Genomic DNA, 20,717 nt, shown 5'->3' on the forward strand with positions numbered 1-20,717 from the left:
ACGCTTTTTCTCACGTGCCGCGTTTTCTCACATGCCGAGCAGGGTGCGCTTGGCGGCGGTGAACTCCTCGTCGGTCAGGACGCCCTCGCGGTGCAGCTCGCCCAGCTCGCGCAGGCGGCGCAGCATCGCGTCCGGATCGTCCTGCGCGCTCGTGTTCTCGCCGGCGGGGGCCGGTTCCGGGACGGCGGGGGCGTGAGGGTGCGGTAGGCGCGCCAGCACGGCCGCGGCCAGCAGCGCCGTCGTCCCGCCCTCCTTCTGGATGCCCCACGACAGGGCGTGCGGGTCCACTTCCGGGGACCGCTCGGGTGCGGGGGTACGGAGCCTGAACCGCAGGTACCCGTAGCCCATGCCGACCTGACGGCCCCATTCGACGCCGACCACGTCCTTCAGCTCGAACGTCTGCGGTCCCGCCGCCGTTTTCGCTCCGCTGGCCAGCCAGTTCCATACCAGCCGCACGCGCTCGCCATCGAAGGAGGCGGAGCCGTCCCCCGCCGCGGCGGTGAGCGGCACGCCGGGGCCCGGCATCAGGTAGCGGTCGCAGGGGCCTTCCGGCACCTCCCACACCTGGAGGGAGTTGCGCACGTCGTCGACGAAGAACTCAGCCGCGCCGGTGCGGTCGGCGCCGACGACGAGTGAGTACGGGTCGGCGTTGCCGGGAAGCCCGCCCGCGACCGCCTGCGAGAACGGGTCGGCTCCGTCCCGCAGGCGCAGGCGCAGCCGCCCGCCCTTGCGTCCCGGCTCGTAGGCGACGCTGCGGATGGCCTGCAACGGCACCACGACCTCGCCCAGTGCCTTGCGCAGCTTGTGCACCGAGCGATCGTGGCCGGGCACGATCCGCACGGCCTCGCCGTCGAACGTCCACGCACCGTCCCGGGAGGTCACTTCCGCCATAGCTGGATGTTAGGGCGTACGCCCCATGGTCACCGTTAGGAGCGACCTGGGGCGTAGCGCGCGTTTCCGGACGTTGCGCTCATGCGGCGCGGCGCCGCGCCCATGGGGTCCGTCCCCAGGGCTTGTAGATCGAGAGGACCGTCATGAACAGGTAGCAGGTCAGCGAGACGATGGGCGCGAAGAGCAGGCCGCCCGTTGCGTCCGCGGGCGCGACCGCCGACAGCCTGACCTCGTCCGCCGCCTGGCTCAGCCCCGACCGCAGCGCGGAGATCGTCAGGGCCGCGGTGATGACCGTGAGCACCAGCTTGACCAGGACCCAGTGGTGGCGGACCAGGCCCCACTTGGTGCCCAGGCCCAGCAGCACGCCGGTGACCAGCGACAGGATCGCGGCCGGGATGAGGACGGTGGTGCCCAGCACGCTCATGGCCAGGTACACCGCCCGCACCGTGGCCGGGTCGTCGCTGGTGAGCCCGGTCAGGCTGAGCGCCAGCAGGCCGACGTCCAGTCCCAGCCAGGTCAGCGAGCCGAGGATGTGCAGCAGCAGGACGGCCTTGCGGGTTCGCGGCGAGAACCGCGCCTTGGTGGAGCGCCGCCGCGCGGCCGGCGATACCGCCGGGGACGCCTCCGGTGTCGTCGGTGTCGTCGGTGAAGTTCTCATGGCGCCGACGGTGCCGGTACGGTTCGCGCCGCCGCATCGCATGACCGGCGGCTTCCGCCCTACGACGGGCGTGGTAGCGGGAACCGGTGCCGCTACCACGCCCGGGGTAGGTCAGGCCGGGGGCTGCCCGTAGACGCGCGTGACGTGGAGGCGGAGGACCAGGCGTGCCTCGGCGACCATCGCGCGGCGGTAGTCGTCCCAGTCGGGGTGCTCGCCCCTGACGGAGCGGTAGAGGTCGATCAGTTCCTCGACGGCCTCGTCATGCGGGTCGGAGGCGACGGCGGACAGCTCGGCATCGCCCTCGGCCACCGTCCACGACCAGCCGTCCTCGGAGCTCACATGGAGGCTGGCGCGGGGATCGCGGCGCAGGTTGCGCGTCTTGGCCCGATCGTCGGTGACCGAGATCCGCACCAGGCGGCGGGACTCGTCGAAGTGGTAGGTGATGGTGGACAGCTGGGGGCGCCCGTCGCGCTTGAGGGTGGCCAGCACCCCCAGGTTCCGCTCGCCCAGCAGCTTGAGCAGCGAAGTCTCGTCAGCCATGCGGTCTCCCTCCGTCGCCGTACGCCGCTCGGCGCAGGACCTGACGCTGGGCACAACCGCGTCGCCGCGGCGTTGCTTCCCGCATTCGGGCCGCCGTCAGGCGGTGCCCCGGGCGGCGAGGGACGGGAGGTCCAGCACGCGGGCGCCCGGCGGCCCGGCCGTCCGGTCCCGCCGTTCCCGGGGGCGCGCGTTCCGCCGCGCGGCCTCACCGGTGAGGATGTGACCGCGGAACACGGCGCCCTTGGCGGTGACCTTGATGGCCCGGAACGCGGAGGGCTGCAGCGCGCAGAACCCCGTGCGGACGACGTCCTCGTACAGCGACTCGGAGACCACGTAGGCCAGGTCGCGGCCGGGGTCGTCGATCAGCAGGCGGCGTAGCGGCGCGGCGTCCAGCAGCCGCTGCACCACGATCGGCGCGTCACCGGCCGGGCCGAACGGGCCCGCGGTCATCGTGCCGTGGTGCAGGGCGAGCCGGATCCGCAGCGCCGGGCCGCCGTCCCGGCCGCGGTTGAGCCCGCGCAGCGCGGCCGCGAGGGCGATGACGAAGTCACCGGCGACCGGCGCCGGGTCCACGCCCTCGGGCAGGGTGGCCAGCTCGCCGTCGCCCCCGACCTGCTTGTCCCAGAGGGCGCGGTCGAGGCCGATGGCGGACGCGGCATGGTCCAGCGCCCGGCTCAGCATGTGCTGCGCGCGCAGCTGCTCGATGGTGGTGCGCTTGCTGTAGCCCTGGATGTCCACGGCCAGGAGAAGCCGGTAGACCAGGGGCCCGTCGGTCCTGTCCATTCCGATCGCCTCTCGGTCCTCCGAGCGAATCGGGCCGGATGCCCTCATCCGCTCCACGCTGGAGTGAGTGTTCGCCTCGTGCGGAGGACTCTCGCGATGCGCCCCAAGCCATTTTCGAGCCGTCTTCGAGCCGTCTTCGGGTCGTGGCCGGATCGTCTCCCTTCGTGTCGCCGTCCGATGCGCCTCTGCGCACGTGCCTTGGACGTGCCCTCAGGCCGATAGGCCCCGGCGGTAAGAGTCATCTAGCGAACAAGTCAGGGCCGATCCGGATCAATCCGTGCCGCTCCCGTTGAACCGCGTCCCGCGTGCCCCCGTACATCCATCCGACAGGCACCCCGAACCGGAGACCCGGAGGACGTCGTCCATGGCACTCCAGCGGCGGTCCGCCCCGATGGGCGTCACCGCGGCGGGCCTCGCGTTGGCGGGCCTCGCACTGGCGGGCTGCGATGCGCCCGCCCTGCCGAGCGGGCTGGAGGACAACGACGGGTACGGCAGACCCGTGGGCGGAATCGCGCCGTCCACGGTGCCCGGCAACGGCGTCCCCGGTGACGGAGCCCCTGTCGCCATCACCAGTCTCAGGATCCTTCCGGCGGGACCGCTGGGCGACGTCGTCGCGGACGACGCCGGCCGGCTCCTGTACCGCTTCGACCGCGACCGGCCGCGACCGTCCCTCAGCAACTGCGTGGGCGCGTGCGCGCGGAAGTGGCCGCCGGTGCGCTGGAGCCCCCGGATCAGGATCACCGCCGGCATCCCGGAAGGCCGGGTCGGCGGCGTCCGGCGCCCGGACGGAACCCTCCAGCTCACGCTCTCCGGCTGGCCGCTCTACCGCTACTCCGGGGACACCGCCCCGGGCGACGCCAACGGCCAAGGCGTCGGCGGCTGGTTCGTCGCCCGCCCCAACGGCGCCAAGGCCACCTTCGGCGCGGGCACGCCCCCGCCGCCCGGCTACGGCCAGGGCACCGGCGGCGTGGTGATCGGCGAGAAGGAGCCGCGCACCGCCGCGCCGCCGGGCACCGCCGGGGGCGGCCCGTCCGCCCCTGGCGGGTGAACCGGTCATCCTGCGCACCGCCGCCGCACCCCCGCATCCCCGCACCCCACAGCCGGAGACTCCTGATGGCGCACAGATCCTCGACCACCGTGCCGGACTCGGAGCGCGCCGCTCCCGCCGGGCCGTGGAGCTGGTTCAGCGGCCCGCGTCCCGCGGCGGTGGACGACCAGGTCCTGGTCAACGAGCTGTACCGGGTGTACGGGCGGCCGCTGCTGGCGTTCGTGCTGCGGCTGACCGGCGGCGACCGGCACTGGGCCGAGGACGTGGTGCAGGAGACCATGATCCGCGCCTGGCGCAGCGCGCACCAGCTCGACGCCAACGCCACCTCGCTGCTGCCGTGGCTGGCCACGGTGGCGCGGCGGATCGTGATCGACGACCAGCGCCGTAAGAACGCCCGGCCTCAGGAGGCGGGCGAGGGCCCGCTGGAGAACCTGCGCGCCCCTGACGGGTTGGAGGACCTGCTGCGTTCGGTCGTCGTCTCCGAAGCACTGATGTCGCTGTCGCCGGCGCACCGGGAGATCCTGAACGAGACCTTCTTCCGGGACCGCTCGGTCAACGAGGCCGCCAAGGCCCTCGGCATCCCCGTGGGCACGGTCAAATCCCGCGTCTACTACGCGCTCCGGGCGCTCCGCGTCGCCCTGGAGGAGAGGGGCGTGACGCCATGAAGCCGCCTTGGCGGTCGTCCGGAGGGGGGGACGTGACCGCCGTGAAGTCCGAGGAGGGGGACACGACGCCATGAGGCCGAAGAAGAAGGAGGAGGTGACGCCGTGAACGCCATGGTGCAGCACACCGACGTGGGCGCGTACGCCCTGGGGCTGCTCGAAGAGCCGGACGCGCGCGCCTTCGAGACGCACCTGGCGTCCTGCCCCTCCTGCCACGAGGAGCTGGGCGCGCTACGGGGCCTGGCCGCCACGCTGGACGGGCTGCCGCCGATCCCCGAGGAGCCGGTGCCGGCGCCGGTGCCCGACCCGTCCGTCGTGTCGGACCTGCTCCAGCGCCGCCGCAGGCTGAACCGGCGCCGCAGGGTGTCGCAGGCGCTGGTGGGCGTGGCCGCCGGGGTGGTCCTGATGGGCGGCTCGGCCGGGCTGGGGATCACCGTCGGCGCCGACCGGGACGCGGCACCGCCGCCCGTGGAACGTCCCGTCGAGAGCGGGGTGGAGGCGCTGTTCCGCAACTCCCGGCCGATCTCGGCGACCGACCCGGCCAGCGGGATCAGCGGGACGGTGGCGACGCAGCGCAAGCAGTGGGGCAGCGAGGTCGGGATGCGGCTGAGCAAGGTGCGCGGCCCGCTGCGCTGCGAGCTGGTCGCCTTCGACCGGGCCGGGCGGGAGCACATCGTGTCCGGCTGGTCGGTGCCCGCCAAGGGGTACGGGTTCCCCGACTCGCCCATGCCGCGGCTGACGCTTCAGGGGGCGACGGCCCTGGAGCCGGAGGAGATCACCAAGTTCGAGGTCCGCACGATCGGGACGGGGCGCACGCTGCTGACCCTGCCCAACCGGTGAGGTCCGGGAGGGGCGTTCCATCCGGTACGGGTGGTCCCCTAGCCTGGAGCGGTGACTGCGATGCCATCCGATGTTTCCGCCGTTCAGGGGCCTCGGCTGACGTTCCCCGGCCTGCGCGAGGTGTACCGGGCGTACGCCCGCGCCGCCGGTGAGCTTCCGGGGCTCCCGGGCGCCCTGCAGGCGGAGGTGTGGACCTCCGCGCAGCTCGGCGCGCTGGAGTCGGCCGCCCCGCACGCCGAGGGGCGGCGGGCCGCGGTGAGCGATCTGATCACGACGTTGCGGGACGCCGGGACGCCCGGGGCGCGGACGTTCCTGCGGGCGCTGGCGGCGATCGGCCCGACCGGTGCCCGCCGCGCCGCCGGGCGGGCGGCCGGCGAGCTGGCCGCGCAGCCCGAGCCGGAGTGGGCGGGCTCGCTCGGCACCGTCACCCCCGGCCTGGCCTGGCTGATCCAGGAGGGACCGCTGGACGGCGACCGGCTGGTGTGCGAGTTCCGCTACGAGGGCGGCACCGGCCTGCACGCGCTGGCGGTGCGGCTGTCGTACGGGGACGCGCCCACCGAGATCGTCATCGTCGGGGACGTCCCGGGGATGATGGCCGCGGCGCGGAAGGCCATGCAGGCGGAGCTGTGCGTCGTCCAGCCGTACGACGCGGCCGCCGTGGGGCCGCGTCTCCGCGCCGCGCTGTACGGCGCGGAGACCTACCCCGAGGACTGCTACCCGGCGCTGGCCCTGGCCAGGCACCGCGCGTCCCTGCTGCCGGGCGGCTGAGACCCCTGGCGCAGGTCGCCGCCTGACGGCCCGCCGCCCGCTCAGGGCCGTCAGCGGCCCATGGCGCGGTAGCGGCGGGCCGACAGCGGGAAGAACACCGCGACGAGCGCCAGCGGCCACACCACCGACATCAGCAGCGCGTTCTCGCCCGCCCAGGTCGCGGCGGCGGCGTCGGCGTTGCCGAACAGGTCGCGGCAGGCGGTGACGGTGGCCGACAGCGGGTTCCATTCGGCGACGGCGCCCAGCCATCCCGGCATGGTGCCGGGCGCCACCAGCGCGCTGGACACGAACCCGACCGGCCAGACGAGGATCTGGACGGCCATCACCGACTCCGGCCCCTGCGCCAGCAGCGCCAGGTAGACGCCCACCCAGACCAGGGCGAACCGCAGCAGGAGCAGCAGCCCGAGGGCGAGCGCGGCCTTGGCGAGGCCGCCGTGCCAGCGCCAGCCGATCAGCAGCCCGCACGCCACCATGACGGCGAGCGAGGCGACCGCGTACAGCATGTCGGCGGCGGCGCGGCCCGCGACGACGGCCGAGGAGGCCATCGGCATCGCCCTGAACCGATCGGTCACGCCCCTGGCGGCGTCCGTGGCGATCGCGGTGTAGGTGTTCTCGATGCCGAACAGCATGGTCATGGCGAACATCCCGGGCATGATGAACGACCGGTAGGTCTCGCCGCCCGGCACCGTCATCTGGCCGCCGAACAGGTAGCCCATCATCAGGACGATCATCACGGGGAACAGCAGCCCGATCAGCATCTCGTAGGGGCGGCGGGCCCAGTGGGCCAGGGCTCGCCGCGTCAGCGTCCAGGAGTCCCCGAGCGCCCACCGCACCCGGCTCAGGCCGGTGGGCTCGACGAAGGGGTTGAGCACGGTCATGCCGGCGCCTCCTCTTTGGCGGTCTCCGGGACGGACCGGTGGCCGGTGAGGCGCAGGAACACCTCGTCGAGCGTGGGACGGCGCAGGCCGATGTCGGCGACGGCGACGCCCGCGTCGTCCAGCGCCCGGACGGTTCGGGTGAGCGCGCCCACCCGGTCGGTGACGGGCGCCCCGACGCGCAGGGCCTCGGGGTCGGCCTCGGCGGGGGTGCCGGTGATCGCGGTGATGATCTCCGCGGCGCGGGGCAGGTCGGCGGCCTCGCGGACGACCACGTCCATCCGGTCGCCGCCCAGGTCGGACTTCAGCTCGCCCGGGGTGCCGGCCGCGATGAGCCGGCCCCGGTCGAGCACCGAGATCCCGTCGGCGAGCCGGTCGGCCTCGTCCAGGTACTGGGTGGTGAGCAGGACGGTGGTGCCGGTGGCGGACAGCGCCCGCACCGCGTCCCAGACCTCGATCCTGGCCCGCGGGTCGAGACCGGAGGTCGGCTCGTCCAGGAACAGCACCGGCGGCGCCAGGATCATGCCGGCGGCCAGGTCGAGACGGCGCCGCATGCCGCCGGAGTAGGTGGCCACGGGCCGGTCGCCGACCCCGTCGAGGCCGAAGCGCTCCAGCAGCTCGTCCGCCCTGCGCCGGGCCTGGCGGGCGTTCAGGTGGTGGAGGCGGCCGAACATCACCAGGTTCTGCCGCCCGCCGAGGATCTCGTCCACCGCCGCGTGCTGGCCCACCAGGCCGATCCTGGCGCGGACCCGTACCGCCTCGCGCACCACGTCGTGACCGGCGACGCGCGCTCGGCCGACGTCGGGCCGGGCGAGCGTGGTGAGGATCCGGACCATCGTCGTCTTGCCCGCACCGTTGGGCCCCAGCAGACCGTGCACGGTCCCCGCGGGCACGGTCAGGTCGACACCGTCCAGGGCCACGGTGTCGCCGTAGCGCTTGCGCAGCCCCTCGGCCGCTATCGCGGGCTCGCCCATTCCACCGCTTCCCATCTTTGTACGTTGTACGGAGTAAGTTCGGTCAGCATAACGTACGCCGTACGGAATTTCATTCCCGCGCGTCACCGAGGTGTCTGGGAAGATGGGCGGCGTGACACTGCGACCGGCGGCGACCCCATGAGCGCGAGCGGAGCGGCCCCGTGAGCGTCGAGTACAGCGGGGCGGGCGATCCCAAGCGGAGCCTCGAACTGCTGTGGGACGTGCGGGAACGGCCCCGCCGCGGGCCACGGCCTCGCCTGACCGTCGACCGCATCGTCCGCGCGGCCACCGAGATCGCCGACGGCGAGGGGCTGGACGCGCTCTCGATGCGCCGGATCGCCGACACGCTCGGCGTGGCCCCGATGTCGATCTACACCTACGTCCCCGGCAAGTCCGAACTGATCGACGTCATGATGGACCGCGCGCTCGGCGAGGCGACCCCGCCCCGCGAGGACCTCCCCTGGCGGGACAAGCTGCGGCACATCGCCCGGGAGAACTGGGACCTGTACCACCGGCACCCCTGGATGCTCCAAGTCGTCACCGCGCGCCCGCCCCTGGGGCCGAACCTGCTCGACAAGTACGAGTACGAACTGCGCGCCGTGGACGGCCTGGGCCTCACCGATGTGGAGATGGACTCGGTCGTCTCCCTGGTCACCGGATTCGCCGCCAGCTCGGCGCGCTCGTCGGTCGACGTCGCCCAGGCCGAGCGGCGCACCGGCATCACCGACCGCGAGTGGTGGGAGGCGACCTCGCCCTTCCTGGAGAAGGTCATCGACCCCGGCCGGTACCCGCTGGGCATGCGCGTGGGAGCGGCCGCCGGGGAGGAGTACGACGGCGCGATCGGCCCCGAGCACGCCTTCGAGTTCGGCTTGGAACGCGTCCTGGACGGCATCGAGGCGCTCGTCCGCTCACGCGCCGCCGGCGAGGACGCTTAGCGGCGGGGGTTGGTGCGCCGGGTGGGCGTGGCCTGAGCCGGGTCCTCCGGCCAGGGGTGGCGCGGGTACCGGCCCCGCAGCTCGGCGCGGACGGCCTTGTAGCCTTCGCGCCAGAACGAGGCCAGGTCGGCGGTCACCGCCGCGGGCCGTCCCGCCGGTGACAGCAGGTGCACCACCAACGGGACCCTGCCGCCGGCGAGCCGGGGCGCCTCGTCCCAGCCGAACAGCTCCTGCAGCTTGACCGCCAGGACGGGGCGCTCGCCGGAGTAGTCGACGCGGACGCGCGACCCGGAGGGCACCTCGATCCGCTCGGGCGCCAGCTCGTCCAGGCGGGCGGCGCACTCCCACGGCAGCAGCCCGCGCAGCGCGCCCGCGACGTCGATGCGCGCCAGATCGGCGCGGCGCCGCGCCCCGGAGGCGGCGATCCATCCGGCCGCGCGATCCAGCAGCGCGGCATCGTCCATCGCGGGCCACGGGTCGCCGAGCGCGCGATGGCAGAACGCCAGCCGTTCGCGCAGCGCCGTGGCCGCCGGTGTCCAGGTGAGCAGGCCGAGCCCTTCGGCGCGCAGCCCGTCCGCGAGCGCGGCCCGCACCCGTTCCGGGTCGGGACGGGCGATCGGCTCCGCGGACAGCTCGATCGCCCCGAGCCGTTCCACGCGCCGCGCCACCACGTCGCCGTCCCGCCAGGCCACCTCCTCGCCGGAGGCCAGGAGCGGGGCGGCGGCGAACCGCGCCACGTCCTCGTCGATGACGACGGCCTGCCGGACGCGCGCCGAGGCCGACCCGGCGGGACGGTCGGCGATCGCCACCGCCAGCCACTCGGGCCGGGCCGCCGCCAGTACGGAATCACCGGCCGGTTCGGCGCCCGTCCCCGACGCCATGAGGTACCCGCCTCCCGGCCGCAGCCGCGCGACCCGTTCGGGGAAGGCGAGGGCGACGACCGTCCCCGCCACGGCGTCGTCGTTCCGCTTCTCGGGGGCGCCGCCGTCGCCCTCGCCACGACGCGGCAGGCCGGTGAGGGCCTTGAGCAGCCGTCGCGACTCGTCGCGCCAGCGGGCGGCGTGGGCGTCCCTGACGGGGCCGTCGCGGCGCAGGGAACGCCAGGCCGCGGTGAGGTCGTCCCCCGCACTGCGCGGGGGCGGCTCGGACAGCAGGGCCACGACCTGGGCGGCGGCGCGTTCGCCCACCTCCCGGGAGCCGTCGAGCAGGGCGCGGGCCAGCCGCGGCTCCACGCCCATCCCGGCCAGGCGGCGTCCGCGTTCGGTGACCCGGCCGTCCTCGGTGGCGCCGAGGGCGTGGAGGGTGCCGCGGGCGGCGCGGAGGGCCGCCTCCGGCGGCGGGTCCAGAAGGGCCAGGCCCTCGGCGCCCGGATCGCCCCAGCAGGCGGCCTGGAGGGCGAACGCGGTGAGGTCCGCCAGTTCGATCTCGGGCCTGGGCCGTGCCGGCAGGCGCTCGTGCTCGGACTCCGTCCAGCAGCGGTAGACGGTGCCGGGCGCCTCGCGTCCCGCGCGTCCGGCGCGCTGGTCGGCCGTCGCCCGCGACGCCCGGACGGTGGTCAGCGCGCCCAGGCCGCGCGCGTGGTCGGTGCGCGGCTCGCGGGCCAGCCCCGAGCCGACCACGACCCGCACGCCCGGGACGGTCAGGCTCGACTCGGCGACCGAGGTGGCCAGGACGACCCGGCGCCGGTCGCCCGGCGCGAGCACCGCGTCCTGCACGGCCGCCGGAGCCTGGCCGTGCACCTGGAGGACGTCGACCGGCGCGTCCGTTCGCCCGTCGCGGAGGAGGCCCGCGACCCTGGCGATCTCCCCCGCGCCGGGGAGGAAGCAGAGCACGTCGCCGTCGCGCTCGTCCAGCGCCCGCCGGACCGTGGACGCCACGTGCGCGAGGAACGCCGGGTCGACGCGCATGCCGTGCGGCGGCGGCAGGGGACGCGGCGGCGGCGCCCACTCGACCTCGACCGGGTACAGGGCGGCGTCGGTCTCCACCACCGGCGCCGGGTCGTCCCCCTCACCGGCGAGGAGGCGGGCCCAGGGCGCGGTGTCGGCGGTCGCGGACGCGGCGACCAGCCGCAGCTCGGGACGGAGCGCCGCCCGCACGTCCAGAAGGAAGGCCAGCGCGGTGTCGGCGTCCAGATGGCGCTCATGGCACTCGTCCAGGATCACGGCGGCGACTCCGTCGAGCTCCGGCTCCCCCTGGAGGCGTTGCAGCAGCACCCCGGTGGTGACCACCTCGATGAGCGCTCCCGGACGGTGCTCGCCGCGGACCGTGACGCCCACCGAGCCCCCGACCCGTTCGCCCAGAAGCCAGGCCATCCGTCGCGCCGCGGCACGGGCCGCCAGCCGCCGCGGCTCCACGACCAGCACCTTCCCCTGACCGGCAGCGGGAAGGGAGCCTCCGGTGCGACCGGCGCGTCCGGCGCGCAGACCCGGGACGCCGGGGACCAGACCGGCGAGCGCGAGCGGGACGAACGTCGTCTTGCCGGTCCCGGGCGGCGCCGCCAGCACGGCCACGCCCCGCCGCTCCAGCGCGGCGGCCAGGGCGGGCACGGCCGCGCGAACCGGCAGGTCGATCGGGCGGGCGGCGGAAGGCACCGCACCAGTCTGCCGCGCGCCCCGGCGGCGCCATCCGGTCCCCCCAATGTGATAAATGCCACGGACCGATTTCCCCGCGAGCCTTGCGGTGATAGTTGCATCGCGCTTTACACAATTGCGGGCGAACGTTCTTTACCGCACTTCAACAAGCCGCACAGATGCTCCTGCGGCATCGGACACCGGCAATACCCCTTTCGCCGCGCATTGCCTTTCCGGTGGACTTCCGTAACCCGGGGTCGCCCGCGGGCCAATGCACCGTGTATCTCCATAATTAGCATCGTCATGGCAGGTGCGAGGAGGTCAAGATGTTCGGCAGCTCCATCTATCTCCGGGGACGGGAGGCGTTCACCGGTGGCTCTCCGCAGGCGGTCTATGAGGAGCTGTGGCAGCGTGACCGAAAGAGCAGATTGCGGAGACGAGCCATTCTGGCCGGGCTGACGCTGCTGTTGTGCGGGGCCCTGGTGAACGCTGTTTTCGGAACCATTGCGGCCTTGCTCGTTGCGGGAGCGGACGCCTGCGTCCACTGGCGCACCTACAACGCATCCAAGGTGTGGCGGCGCGGGCTGCGCGGTGAGGAGCGGATGGGCCGGCTGCTGCGCCTCACGCTGGAACGCCGCGGCCACCGCGTCCTGCACGGCCGGACCGTCCCCGGCCACGGCACCGCCGACCAGCTCGTGGTCGGGCCCGGCGGCATCTGGCTGATCCGCAACGACGCCTGGCATCCCGAGACGGAGATCACCTCGCATGGCGGCCGGCTGTTCGTGGACGGCCGCACCAAGTCGCAGATGGTGCGCGAGCTGGTCGAGGCCGCCGCCACCACCGGCCGCCTCCTCGCCGAGCGCGCCGGCATCGAGGTGAAGGTCGTCCCGGTCCTGGCGGTGCACGGCGGCAAGCTCCGCAAGGCCCCGTTCCGCGCGGACGGCATCACCCTCGCCTCGCCGCTGAAGCTGATCCGCTGGATCCACCGGAATCCGGTGGCCGACTTCTCCCCCGCCGACATCGACGCCATCACCCGGGCCGCGGTCCTCGCACTGCCCATCAGCCGCACGATGACCCCGGCCTGAAGGAGCCTGCCCGAAGGCTCCGCCTAAGAGACCCCCGCCTGAAGCAAGGCGGACGACACGACGCCTGAGAGGAGGAAAGGGGCGACAACAAGGAGAGGGAGCTTCCTCCAGCGGGGATGCCCACCATACAAGCGCGACCCCAAAACCGGCATCCCCGCCGGAGGCGGCCTCCACCCCCGCCGGACGCCTTCGTTCAGGTACGGGACGGAGCCGAGACGGCGCTTCTGCGCAGCCAGTACAGTCCCACGACCGGCAGCACCAGCGGGATGAAGCCGTACCCGCGCCCGTACACCGACCAGACCGTCGCGTCCGGGAACGCCGCCGGATCCGCGATGCTCAGCGTCCCCACGATCAGCACACCGGCCAGTTCGATCGACAACGAGATCAGCGCCACCCGCCGGGAGGTCCGTCCCCCCATGGCCAGCGCGACCGTGGCCAGGATGTAGACCACGGCGGCGAACGCCGACAGGGCGTAGGCCACCGGCGCCTCGGAGAAGCGCGTGGCGATCTGGACGCCCGCCCGCGCCCCGGCCGCCAGCGCGAAGATCGCGTACACCGCCACCAGCAGCCGTCCCGGACCGCTCCGCGTCGCCTCCCCCTGATCGTCGCCCCTCACGGACGGGGGCAGGGGCGAAGGGGAAGGCGCGGCGTCCGGCGCCACCGCCGGGGCGTCGTTCCGCTCGCGCTCAGCCAACGGTGCCCTCCCAGAGCTGCCGCGTCCGCACCACCATCACCGCGACCGAGAGGCAGGCCACGACGATCACGCCGGGACCCCAGCGGCTGCGTTCCAGCATCCCCCAGCCCGCCGCGGCGAGCGGGATGAGCAGGATCCCGATGAGGTAGCCGATGAAGGTGGCCGGCTCGGCGGGACCCTCGTCGCCGCCCAGCTTGACGAAGCCCACCACGGCCTGCGCGATCAGCAGCACCTCCAGCACGGCCAGCGAGCCGAGATGCCACAGGTCCATGGGACGGTCCCGCAGGGAGCCCACCAGGGCGTACACGGCCGCCAGCAGCGACACGGCGATGATCACCGTCGACAGGACGCTCGACATAGGACTCCGAGCCTACTACTACACCCTGTAGAGGACGCATCGGGTCACGTGGAGCGCGGACGTGGGATCATGGCTCGCGTGAACGCGCTCCAATCGCTGACCCTGGTCCGGCACGGCGAAAGCATCGGCAACATCGCCTACCAGGCGGTGCTGGGGACCGACGCCGAGGAGGTCGGGCTCGTCGAGCGCGACGCCGACATCCCGCTCTCCGAGCTGGGACGGGTCCAGGCGACGGCGCTGGGCCGCTGGCTCAGGGCGCTGCCCGCCGACGAGCGTCCGACGCGGGTGCTGTCGTCCCCGTACCTGCGGACCGCCGAGACCGCGCGCATCGCGTTGGAGGAGGCGTCCCTCGACGCCGAGATCCAGGTGGACGAGCGGCTGCGCGACCGCGAGCAGGGCGTCCTGGAGGGCCTGACGGTGCTGGGAGTGCACCGCCGCCATCCTGAAGAGGCCACGCGGATGAAGCGTCTCGGCAAGTTCTACTACCGCCCGCCCGGCGGGGAGTCCTGGGCGGACCTCGCGTTGCGCCTGCGCAGCCTGTACCGCGATGTGGAGCAGGACATGCCGGGCGAGCGGGTCCTGGTGGCGACGCACGACGCGATCGTGGTGATGACCCGGTACCTGGTGGAGGGCCTGTCCGAGGGCGAGATCATGAAGATCGAGAAGACGCGGGTGGCCAACTGCTCGGTGAGCCGGTGGCACCGCGACGGGGAACACCTGCGGCCGGTGTCGTACAACGAGACCGGCCACCTTTCCGGGATCCGCACCGCTCGGGCCTGATCGCCGGCGCCCGCCGATTCGGGAATTGCCGAAGAAGCCGGCCGGCAGCCGCCGTTCACAAAACGTGATCACACCATCGCATTGAGCGGTCACGACCCGCCGGGCGCGGCGCGATGACGCGGCGACGGCGTCCCCGGCGACGCCCGTAGTGACCTGGCAGGATCTGGCGCGCAACACCTGCGAAACATTTGCGGGGACATTCTCTGTTCGATTGGAATTCGCCTAAAGTTTAGGGGGCAGCCACCCGGTGTCTCGCCTTGAGGAGCCCTTCATGACCGTGCTGTTCCCGGTTCTGATCCGCCGCGCCGCCGCCGAGGCCGAGCGCCGTTTGCGGGCGGGCGCCGGCCTGCTCGCCGCGATCGCGGGAGAACCGGACCGCACGGACCATGAGGCCCTCCGGCGGCTGCTCGCCCAGGAGGCCAGGATCGACCGGCTCGAACGGCGCACCGACGAGCACGACCGCGAGCTGCGGGCCCTGCGCGCCGACCTCGACTCACTGATCGGCCAGCTCAACGAGCGGTTGCTGCCCCAGCTCGACGAGCGCATCCACGAGGCCGAGCGCGATCTCACCACGCTTGCCACGGGGCTGGTCCGTACCGGGCGGGAGACCGCGGCCCAGCGCTCCGGACTGGAGACCGTCGAGAACCGTTTGTCCGAACTGCGCGGAAGGCTCACCCGCTTGGAGCAGCGCGCCGGGCTCTGGCGCGACCTTCAGGCCAACATCGCCCGCATGGGCGACGACCTCGACACCCTTCGCTCCCGCCTTCCGGCCCGCCACCCCTCGGCGCCGCCCGCCGGGCCCGCCGCGATCGGCGACCCGCAGCCGCTGACCGGCACGGAAGCCTGATCCCGGCCGTACGCGGAGGCCGCCGACGGCACCGGCCGGCCGATCCCCCGCGTGCGACAGAATGAGGGCATGGATGATCGCCTCAACGACTCCTCCTCACCCGTCCGCGGATTCGCCAGCGACAACCACGCCGGCGTCCACCCGGAGATCCTGACCGCGCTGGCCGCCGCCAACGAGGGGCACCAGCCCGCCTACGGCGACGATCCGCACACCGCCAGGCTCCGCGAGGTGATGCGCCGCCATTTCGGTGAGCAGGCCGAGACGTACCCGGTGTTCAACGGGACGGGCGCGAACGTCGTGGGGCTGCAGGCGATGTCGGAGCGCTGGAGTTCGGTGCTGTGCACCGAGTCGTCCCACATCAACGTGGACGAGTGCGGCGCCGCCGAGAAGGTCGCCGGGCTGAAGCTGACGCCGATCCCGACGCCGGACGGCAAGCTGACCCCCGAACTGGTCGACCGGTACGCGTGGGGCTGGGGCGACCCGCACCATCCCCAGCCCAAGATCGTGTCCATCACGCAGAGCACGGAGCTGGGCACCGTCTACACCGCCGAGGAGATCGCGGCGCTCGCGTCCTGCGCGCACGAGCGCGGGATGCTGCTGCACATGGACGGCGCCCGCATCTCCAACGCCGCCGCCGCCCTCGACCTGCCGCTCCGGGCGTTCACCACCGACGCCGGGCTGGACGTGCTGTCGTACGGGGGCACCAAGAACGGGCTGATGGTCGCCGAGGCGATCGTCGTCCTGAACCCCGAGGCCGTTCAGGGCATCGAGTTCCTGCGCAAGATGGGGATGCAGCTGGCCTCGAAGATGAGGTTCCTGTCCGCCCAGCTCGTCGCCCTGCTGGACGGCGATCTGTGGCTGCGCAACGCGACGCACGCGAACACGATGGCCCAGCACCTGGCGCACGCGGTGCGGGCCGTGCCGGGCGTCCGAATCACCCAGCCCGTCCAGGCCAACGCGGTCTTCGCGATCATCCCGAAGGACGTCGCGGACCGCCTGCGCAAGCGCTACGCGTTCTCGACCTGGGACCACCGCACCGGCGAGGTCCGGTTCATGTGCTCGTTCGACACCACCGAAGGCGACGTCGCCGCCTTCGCCGCCGCGCTGGCCGACGAGATGACCGCCTGAGGCGGGGACCGAGCGAGCGCTCGATCGAGCCACCGGGTTATCGTGAGACCGAACTTGATTCGGTGCGAAGAGAGGCGGCCCCGATGGCCAACCGCACATTCGTCGTCGGCGTAGGCATGACCAAGTTCGAGAAGCCCGGATCCCGTGACTGGGAGTACCCGGACATGGCCAAGGAAGCGGTCGGCAAGGCCCTGGAGGACGCGGGCATCCCCTACGACCGCATCGAGCAGGCGTACGCGGGCTCCGCCTACGGTGCGATGGGGCAGCGCGCCCTCTACGAGACCGGCATGACCGGCATTCCCGTGATGACCGTCTCCAATGCCTGCGCCACCGGGTCCAGCGCGCTGTTCATGGCCCGGCAGGCGATCAAGGGCGGGCTGGCCGACTGCGCGCTCGCGTTCGGCATGGAGAAGATGCAGAAGGGCTCCCTGGGCGCCGGGGTGGGGCGGTCCAAGGTCACGATGATCGACCACCATCTGACCTCGATGACCGCCGGGCGCCCGTGGGAGGCCGACAAGGCGCCGATGCCGCAGATGTTCGGCAACGCGGGCCGGGAGCACATCGAGAAGTACGGCTCGGCCCCCGAGCACTACGCCTGGATCGGCTGGAAGAACCACAAGCACTCGGTGAACAACCCGTACGCCCAGTTCCAGGACGAGTACTCGCTCGACGACGTCAAGAACGCCCCGATGATCTACGACCCGCTCACCAAGCTGCAGTGCTCCCCCACCTCCGACGGCGCCGCCGCCGCGATCGTGGCGAGCGAGCGGTTCGTGGACGAGCACGACCTGTGGGAACAGGCCATCGAGATCGCGGGCCACGCCATCGCCACGGACGTCCCCGACAGCTTCGAGGACCACTCGTCCATCCGCGTCGTCGGCTTCGGCTGCTCGGAGCGCGCCGCCCGCACGGCCATGGACGAGGCCCAGGTCGGCATCGACGACGTCGACGTGATCGAACTGCACGACTGCTTCAGCGCCAACGAGCTCATCACCTACGAGGCCCTCGGCATGGCGGCCGTCGGGGAGGGCCACAAGCTGGTCGACGACGAGGCCACCACGTACGGCGGCAAGTGGGTCGTCAACCCGTCCGGCGGGCTCATCTCCAAGGGTCACCCGCTCGGCGCCACCGGAATCGCCCAGTGCGCCGAACTCACCTGGCAGCTGCGCGGCAAGGCGGGCAAGCGCCAGGTCGAGAACGCCCGCGTCGCCCTTCAGCACAACATCGGCCTGGGCAGCGCATGTGCCGTGGCCGTCTACAAGCCCGCCGCCTGACCCGCGCCTGAGCCCGCCCGCTGGAAGACGGCGGGCGGGCTCACGCGTGTTGGACATTAGACAAAAAATGACTCTTGTCTCATCATCGGAGAGGACGCGCGTCTTCATGGGAGGTGCGATGACCGTCTCCACCACCCCGTCCCGGACCGCGGCGACCGCCCCGCTCGGCCCCGGCTCGCTGCTGTGGTCGTACGCGGGCGACGTGCGGTCCCTGCTGCCCGGCGCCGCCGCCGGGCTCATGCAGCTCATGCATCCCGGCATCGGGGCGGGAGTGTCCGAGCACTCGGCGTTCTTCGACGCGCCGTTCGACCGCATCTACCGTTCGGTCCCGCAGATCTGGGCGACCATCTTCGCCCCCGACGCCGACCGCCGCGGACGCGCCATCCGCGACCTGCACCGCGCCATCGGAGGCGTGGACGAGCACCGCCGCCGCTACCACGCGCTCGAACCCGAGACCTACTGGTGGGCGCACGCCACGTTCACCTGGGAGATCTTCAAGGCCGCCGACGTCTTCCACCCCGGCACGCTCTCCGCCGAGGACCGCGAACGCCTCTACGCGGAGACGGTCACCTGGTACTCCCGGTACGGCGTCAGCATGCGTCCCGTCCCGCCGGACTACGCCTCGTTCCAGTCCAAGTTCTGGCACATCTGCGCCAAGCGGCTCGAACTCACCCCGGCCGCCGCCCGCGCCCTGGACATCGCCAAGCACGGATCCGACACCGTCTCCCTCATGCCGGTCGGCGGCGCCCGCCTGGAGCGCGCCGGCCGCCTCGTCGCCGAACGCCCGCTCCGCCTGGTCACCTTCGGCTGCCTGCCGTCGATCGTCCGGGACCGTTTCGACATCCCGTGGAGCCCCGCCGACCAGGTCCGGTTCGCCGCGCTCGCCATGGCCAACCGGCAGGGCTACCGCATGGTCCCCACCCGCCTCAACCACTGGACGCTCCGCAGCACACTCCGCTACATAGGCGCCCAGACCCGGCCGTACCGCTACCAGCCCGCCGCCTGACCGGGTGATCGTTCCGCCGGCCGTTGTTCGCCTCGGAGGCGGCGGCCGGTCGCGTACCCTTCAGACAACCGGTCCACAACTGAAGGTGTGGAGACGATCGTCGCCGGCGCCGAACGCGCGGCGGCCGCCGGGCTCGCGACCTCCGGCGGCGACGCCGCCGAAGCCCTCCCCTGTCCTTACGCGGCGCGGCGGCGGACACGCATCCGGTGGGCCTTGGCCGGTGTCCTCCCGGTCGCGCTCGCGACGGGACTGCTCATCCTCTACGGGGACGACCCGCTACGCGCCACGTCCATCGCCTTCCAGAACGTGCGCTGGGAGTATCTTCCCGCGCTCGCGATCCTCTCCGTCCTGCACTACGTCTTCGCCGCGATCGCGTTACGCGGGGCCGCCGGGCACCGGCTACCGCTGTTCAGGACGACGCTGGCCCAGTTCACCGCCGCCGCGGCCAACCGGGTCACCCCCAGCGGACTCGGCGCCGTCGCCGTCAACACCCGGTACCTGGTCAGCCACGGCATGCCGCTCGGGCGGGCCGCCGTGGCCGTCGCGTCCCTCCAGGTGGCCGGTGCGCCCGCCGACCTGATCCTGCTGGGCCTGCTCCTCCTCATCACGCAGGACTCCCGGATGGCGGAGACCGTGGCCGCGCACGCCGTCAGGCTCGCCGACCGGCTACCGCCCGCCCCGGCGCTCGCCGCCACGGCGGCGCTCCTGCCGATCATCGCCCTGCTGGCCCGCCCCTGCGCACGGTCCGCCGCGGTCGGGAAGGCGCTCGGCGGCGTGACGGACCTGTGCCGCCGCCCCGGCGACCTGGCCATCACGCTCGCCGCGTCCGCCGCGACGACCTGCGTGCTGGGCGTGGCGTTCGCGTTGAGCGTCCTCGCCGTGCCCGGCACCGCCACGCCCGACGACATCCTCCCGCTGCTGGTCGCCTACCTCGTGGGCGCCGCCGCGGGCGCCGCCCTGCCCGCCCCCGGCGGCCTGGGCTCCACCGAGGCCGCCCTGGTCGGCGCCCTCGCCGCGGTCGGCATCTCCGCGGGGACGGCGGTGCAGGCCGTCCTGCTGTTCCGTGTCGTCACCTACTGGGCGCCCGTCCCGATCGGCCTGCTCACCTGGCGCACCCTCCGCCGCGCCGTCAGTCCCGCACCAGCTCTTCCAGGAACGTCTGGAACTCCGAACTGATCGACACCTCCAGGGCATCGCCGTCCGCCTCGACCGCGCCCGCCAGCCGCAGCTCCCCGTCCCGCCACCAATAGACGTTCGGGCTCACCGAGCGCGGCCCCTCCCGATAACCCGCCCAGGCCAGCCGGATCAGCAGGTTCATCGCGCCGGGCACGTCGTCGCCGTCGACCGGGCAGGCATGGACCACCCCCTGCGCCGGCACAGCGATCAGCGCTCCCCTCGTCCCGGTGACCGGATAGTCGCCCGCCCACAACGCGTGCGCGGTCACGTACGCCGTCTCGCCGCCGAGCGAACAGATCCGCACACCATCGAGGGTCCCGTCCTCGACCTCAAGAGGGCCGTCCGCGCGCACGTTCTCACGCGCGATCCGGAACAACTCCTCGGCCTCCACCCCCCAGGCCCCGGCCACCTCGACGTTCACGATCATCAGCGAGGTCGGCCTGTCCACCACCAGGATCTCGATCAGCCCCGGCGCCACCGCCCGCCGCACCACCTCCAGGTCCGTACGGAAGTCGTCGGTGTACAGGCGGGTCCGGAGCAGCGACCGGACGACCGAGAAGTCCCCAAGGTCGAGCACCTCATCGTCCTCGACCTCCGCCGTGGCGATCAGCGACCCCACGAAGTCGGAGACGAAAGCCGGCCACTGCTCCTCAGGCTTCTGCGCGACCCACTGCCGCAGATTGGTCAGATACATCCGCACCGGCTTCGCCCGCCCGGGCCGCGTCACCGCAAGCTCGTCCTCACCCACAACCGAGTACGCGTACCCGTGGTGCTCCAACACCACCCCCACCAACCCGACCAACGGATCCCCACCACGCGACCACG

22 protein-coding genes are annotated in these 20,717 nt (G+C 73.0%); 12 read left to right on the forward strand and 10 right to left on the reverse strand.

Features of this window, described 5'->3' with window-relative positions; all coding sequences use genetic code 11:
- Window positions 1–27: 27 nt before the first annotated feature.
- The 4 genes from ACGWYJ_RS16285 to ACGWYJ_RS16300 all read right to left on the reverse strand — a co-directional run bounded on the left by ACGWYJ_RS16285 (window position 28) and on the right by ACGWYJ_RS16300 (window position 2,872).
- Entirely contained in the window at window positions 28–891 is an 864-nt protein-coding gene (locus ACGWYJ_RS16285; RefSeq protein WP_395106819.1) for a DUF4429 domain-containing protein, read from the reverse strand.
- A 79-nt stretch (window positions 892–970) separates the two neighbouring features.
- Entirely contained in the window at window positions 971–1,549 is a 579-nt protein-coding gene (locus tag ACGWYJ_RS16290) for a DUF2269 family protein (protein WP_395106820.1), read from the reverse strand.
- Between the two features lie 111 nt (window positions 1,550–1,660).
- Window positions 1,661–2,089, reverse strand: coding sequence for a PPOX class F420-dependent oxidoreductase (locus ACGWYJ_RS16295; RefSeq protein ID WP_395106821.1), 429 nt, complete (start codon window positions 2,087–2,089; stop codon window positions 1,661–1,663).
- A 96-nt stretch (window positions 2,090–2,185) separates the two neighbouring features.
- Entirely contained in the window at window positions 2,186–2,872 is a 687-nt protein-coding gene (locus ACGWYJ_RS16300) for a hypothetical protein (protein ID WP_395106822.1), read from the reverse strand.
- A 364-nt stretch (window positions 2,873–3,236) separates the two neighbouring features.
- On the opposite strand from ACGWYJ_RS16300, the gene ACGWYJ_RS16305 reads away from it, so the two are divergent.
- From ACGWYJ_RS16305 to ACGWYJ_RS16320, 4 genes are all read left to right on the forward strand, one after another.
- Window positions 3,237–3,920: a hypothetical protein gene (locus ACGWYJ_RS16305; protein ID WP_395106823.1), complete on the forward strand. Its 684-nt coding sequence runs from the start codon at window positions 3,237–3,239 to the stop codon at window positions 3,918–3,920.
- Between the two features lie 65 nt (window positions 3,921–3,985).
- Complete coding sequence (locus tag ACGWYJ_RS16310) at window positions 3,986–4,585, forward strand: sigma-70 family RNA polymerase sigma factor (protein WP_395106824.1); 600 nt, start codon at window positions 3,986–3,988, stop codon at window positions 4,583–4,585.
- 111 nt (window positions 4,586–4,696) lie between these two features.
- Entirely contained in the window at window positions 4,697–5,422 is a 726-nt protein-coding gene (locus ACGWYJ_RS16315; protein ID WP_395106846.1) for an anti-sigma factor family protein, read from the forward strand.
- A gap of 60 nt (window positions 5,423–5,482) precedes the next feature.
- Window positions 5,483–6,190, forward strand: coding sequence for a hypothetical protein (locus ACGWYJ_RS16320; protein WP_395106847.1), 708 nt, complete (start codon window positions 5,483–5,485; stop codon window positions 6,188–6,190).
- Window positions 6,191–6,240: 50 nt separating this feature from the next.
- Here ACGWYJ_RS16320 and ACGWYJ_RS16325 read toward each other — a convergent pair whose 3' ends face one another.
- Together ACGWYJ_RS16325 and ACGWYJ_RS16330 are read right to left on the reverse strand one after the other, a co-directional pair.
- Window positions 6,241–7,068 (reverse strand): ABC transporter permease, encoded by an 828-nt coding sequence (locus ACGWYJ_RS16325; protein WP_395106825.1) that lies wholly within the window; start codon window positions 7,066–7,068, stop codon window positions 6,241–6,243.
- Window positions 7,065–8,054 (reverse strand): ATP-binding cassette domain-containing protein, encoded by a 990-nt coding sequence (locus tag ACGWYJ_RS16330; RefSeq protein ID WP_395106826.1) that lies wholly within the window; start codon window positions 8,052–8,054, stop codon window positions 7,065–7,067. The genes ACGWYJ_RS16325 and ACGWYJ_RS16330 overlap by 4 nt, the downstream gene beginning before the upstream one ends.
- A gap of 146 nt (window positions 8,055–8,200) precedes the next feature.
- Here ACGWYJ_RS16330 and ACGWYJ_RS16335 point away from each other — a divergent pair, with 146 nt between their 5' ends.
- Window positions 8,201–8,974 carry a TetR/AcrR family transcriptional regulator gene (locus tag ACGWYJ_RS16335; RefSeq protein WP_395106827.1) on the forward strand — a complete coding sequence of 258 codons (774 nt, stop codon included), beginning with the start codon at window positions 8,201–8,203 and terminating at the stop codon, window positions 8,972–8,974.
- Here ACGWYJ_RS16335 and hrpB read toward each other — a convergent pair.
- Complete coding sequence (gene hrpB, locus ACGWYJ_RS16340; RefSeq protein WP_395106828.1) at window positions 8,971–11,565, reverse strand: ATP-dependent helicase HrpB; 2,595 nt, start codon at window positions 11,563–11,565, stop codon at window positions 8,971–8,973. The genes ACGWYJ_RS16335 and hrpB overlap by 4 nt on opposite strands.
- Before the next feature lie 305 nt (window positions 11,566–11,870).
- On the opposite strand from hrpB, the gene ACGWYJ_RS16345 reads away from it, so the two are divergent.
- Window positions 11,871–12,629, forward strand: coding sequence for an NERD domain-containing protein (locus ACGWYJ_RS16345; protein ID WP_395106829.1), 759 nt, complete (start codon window positions 11,871–11,873; stop codon window positions 12,627–12,629).
- 193 nt (window positions 12,630–12,822) lie between these two features.
- On the opposite strand, the gene ACGWYJ_RS16350 is transcribed toward ACGWYJ_RS16345, so the two are convergent.
- Together ACGWYJ_RS16350 and ACGWYJ_RS16355 are read right to left on the reverse strand one after the other, a co-directional pair.
- Entirely contained in the window at window positions 12,823–13,245 is a 423-nt protein-coding gene (locus tag ACGWYJ_RS16350; RefSeq protein ID WP_395106848.1) for a hypothetical protein, read from the reverse strand.
- A gap of 70 nt (window positions 13,246–13,315) precedes the next feature.
- Entirely contained in the window at window positions 13,316–13,681 is a 366-nt protein-coding gene (locus ACGWYJ_RS16355) for a hypothetical protein (protein WP_395106830.1), read from the reverse strand.
- Window positions 13,682–13,750: 69 nt separating this feature from the next.
- Between ACGWYJ_RS16355 and ACGWYJ_RS16360 the strand changes: the two genes are divergently transcribed.
- The 6 genes from ACGWYJ_RS16360 to ACGWYJ_RS16385 all read left to right on the forward strand — a co-directional run bounded on the left by ACGWYJ_RS16360 (window position 13,751) and on the right by ACGWYJ_RS16385 (window position 19,892).
- Entirely contained in the window at window positions 13,751–14,461 is a 711-nt protein-coding gene (locus ACGWYJ_RS16360; RefSeq protein ID WP_395106831.1) for a histidine phosphatase family protein, read from the forward strand.
- Between the two features lie 271 nt (window positions 14,462–14,732).
- Entirely contained in the window at window positions 14,733–15,308 is a 576-nt protein-coding gene (locus ACGWYJ_RS16365; RefSeq protein WP_395106832.1) for a hypothetical protein, read from the forward strand.
- Window positions 15,309–15,377: 69 nt separating this feature from the next.
- Window positions 15,378–16,436: a threonine aldolase family protein gene (locus tag ACGWYJ_RS16370; RefSeq protein WP_395106833.1), complete on the forward strand. Its 1,059-nt coding sequence runs from the start codon at window positions 15,378–15,380 to the stop codon at window positions 16,434–16,436.
- A gap of 83 nt (window positions 16,437–16,519) precedes the next feature.
- Window positions 16,520–17,710 (forward strand): thiolase C-terminal domain-containing protein, encoded by a 1,191-nt coding sequence (locus tag ACGWYJ_RS16375; protein WP_395106834.1) that lies wholly within the window; start codon window positions 16,520–16,522, stop codon window positions 17,708–17,710.
- Between the two features lie 118 nt (window positions 17,711–17,828).
- Window positions 17,829–18,716, forward strand: coding sequence for an oxygenase MpaB family protein (locus tag ACGWYJ_RS16380; protein ID WP_395106835.1), 888 nt, complete (start codon window positions 17,829–17,831; stop codon window positions 18,714–18,716).
- 87 nt (window positions 18,717–18,803) lie between these two features.
- The gene (locus ACGWYJ_RS16385; protein ID WP_395106836.1) at window positions 18,804–19,892 is read left to right on the forward strand and encodes a lysylphosphatidylglycerol synthase domain-containing protein; all 1,089 of its coding nucleotides are present in this window, start codon (window positions 18,804–18,806) and stop codon (window positions 19,890–19,892) included.
- Here the strand turns inward: ACGWYJ_RS16385 and ACGWYJ_RS16390 are convergent.
- Window positions 19,846–20,694, reverse strand: a complete 849-nt coding sequence (locus ACGWYJ_RS16390; protein WP_395106837.1) for a hypothetical protein — start codon at window positions 20,692–20,694, stop codon at window positions 19,846–19,848. The two genes, ACGWYJ_RS16385 and ACGWYJ_RS16390, sit on opposite strands and share 47 nt — an antisense overlap.
- Between the last annotated feature and the right edge of the window lie 23 nt (window positions 20,695–20,717).

The organism is Actinomadura sp. SCN-SB (assembly GCF_043906805.1).
GTDB lineage: Bacteria > Actinomycetota > Actinomycetes > Streptosporangiales > Streptosporangiaceae > Spirillospora.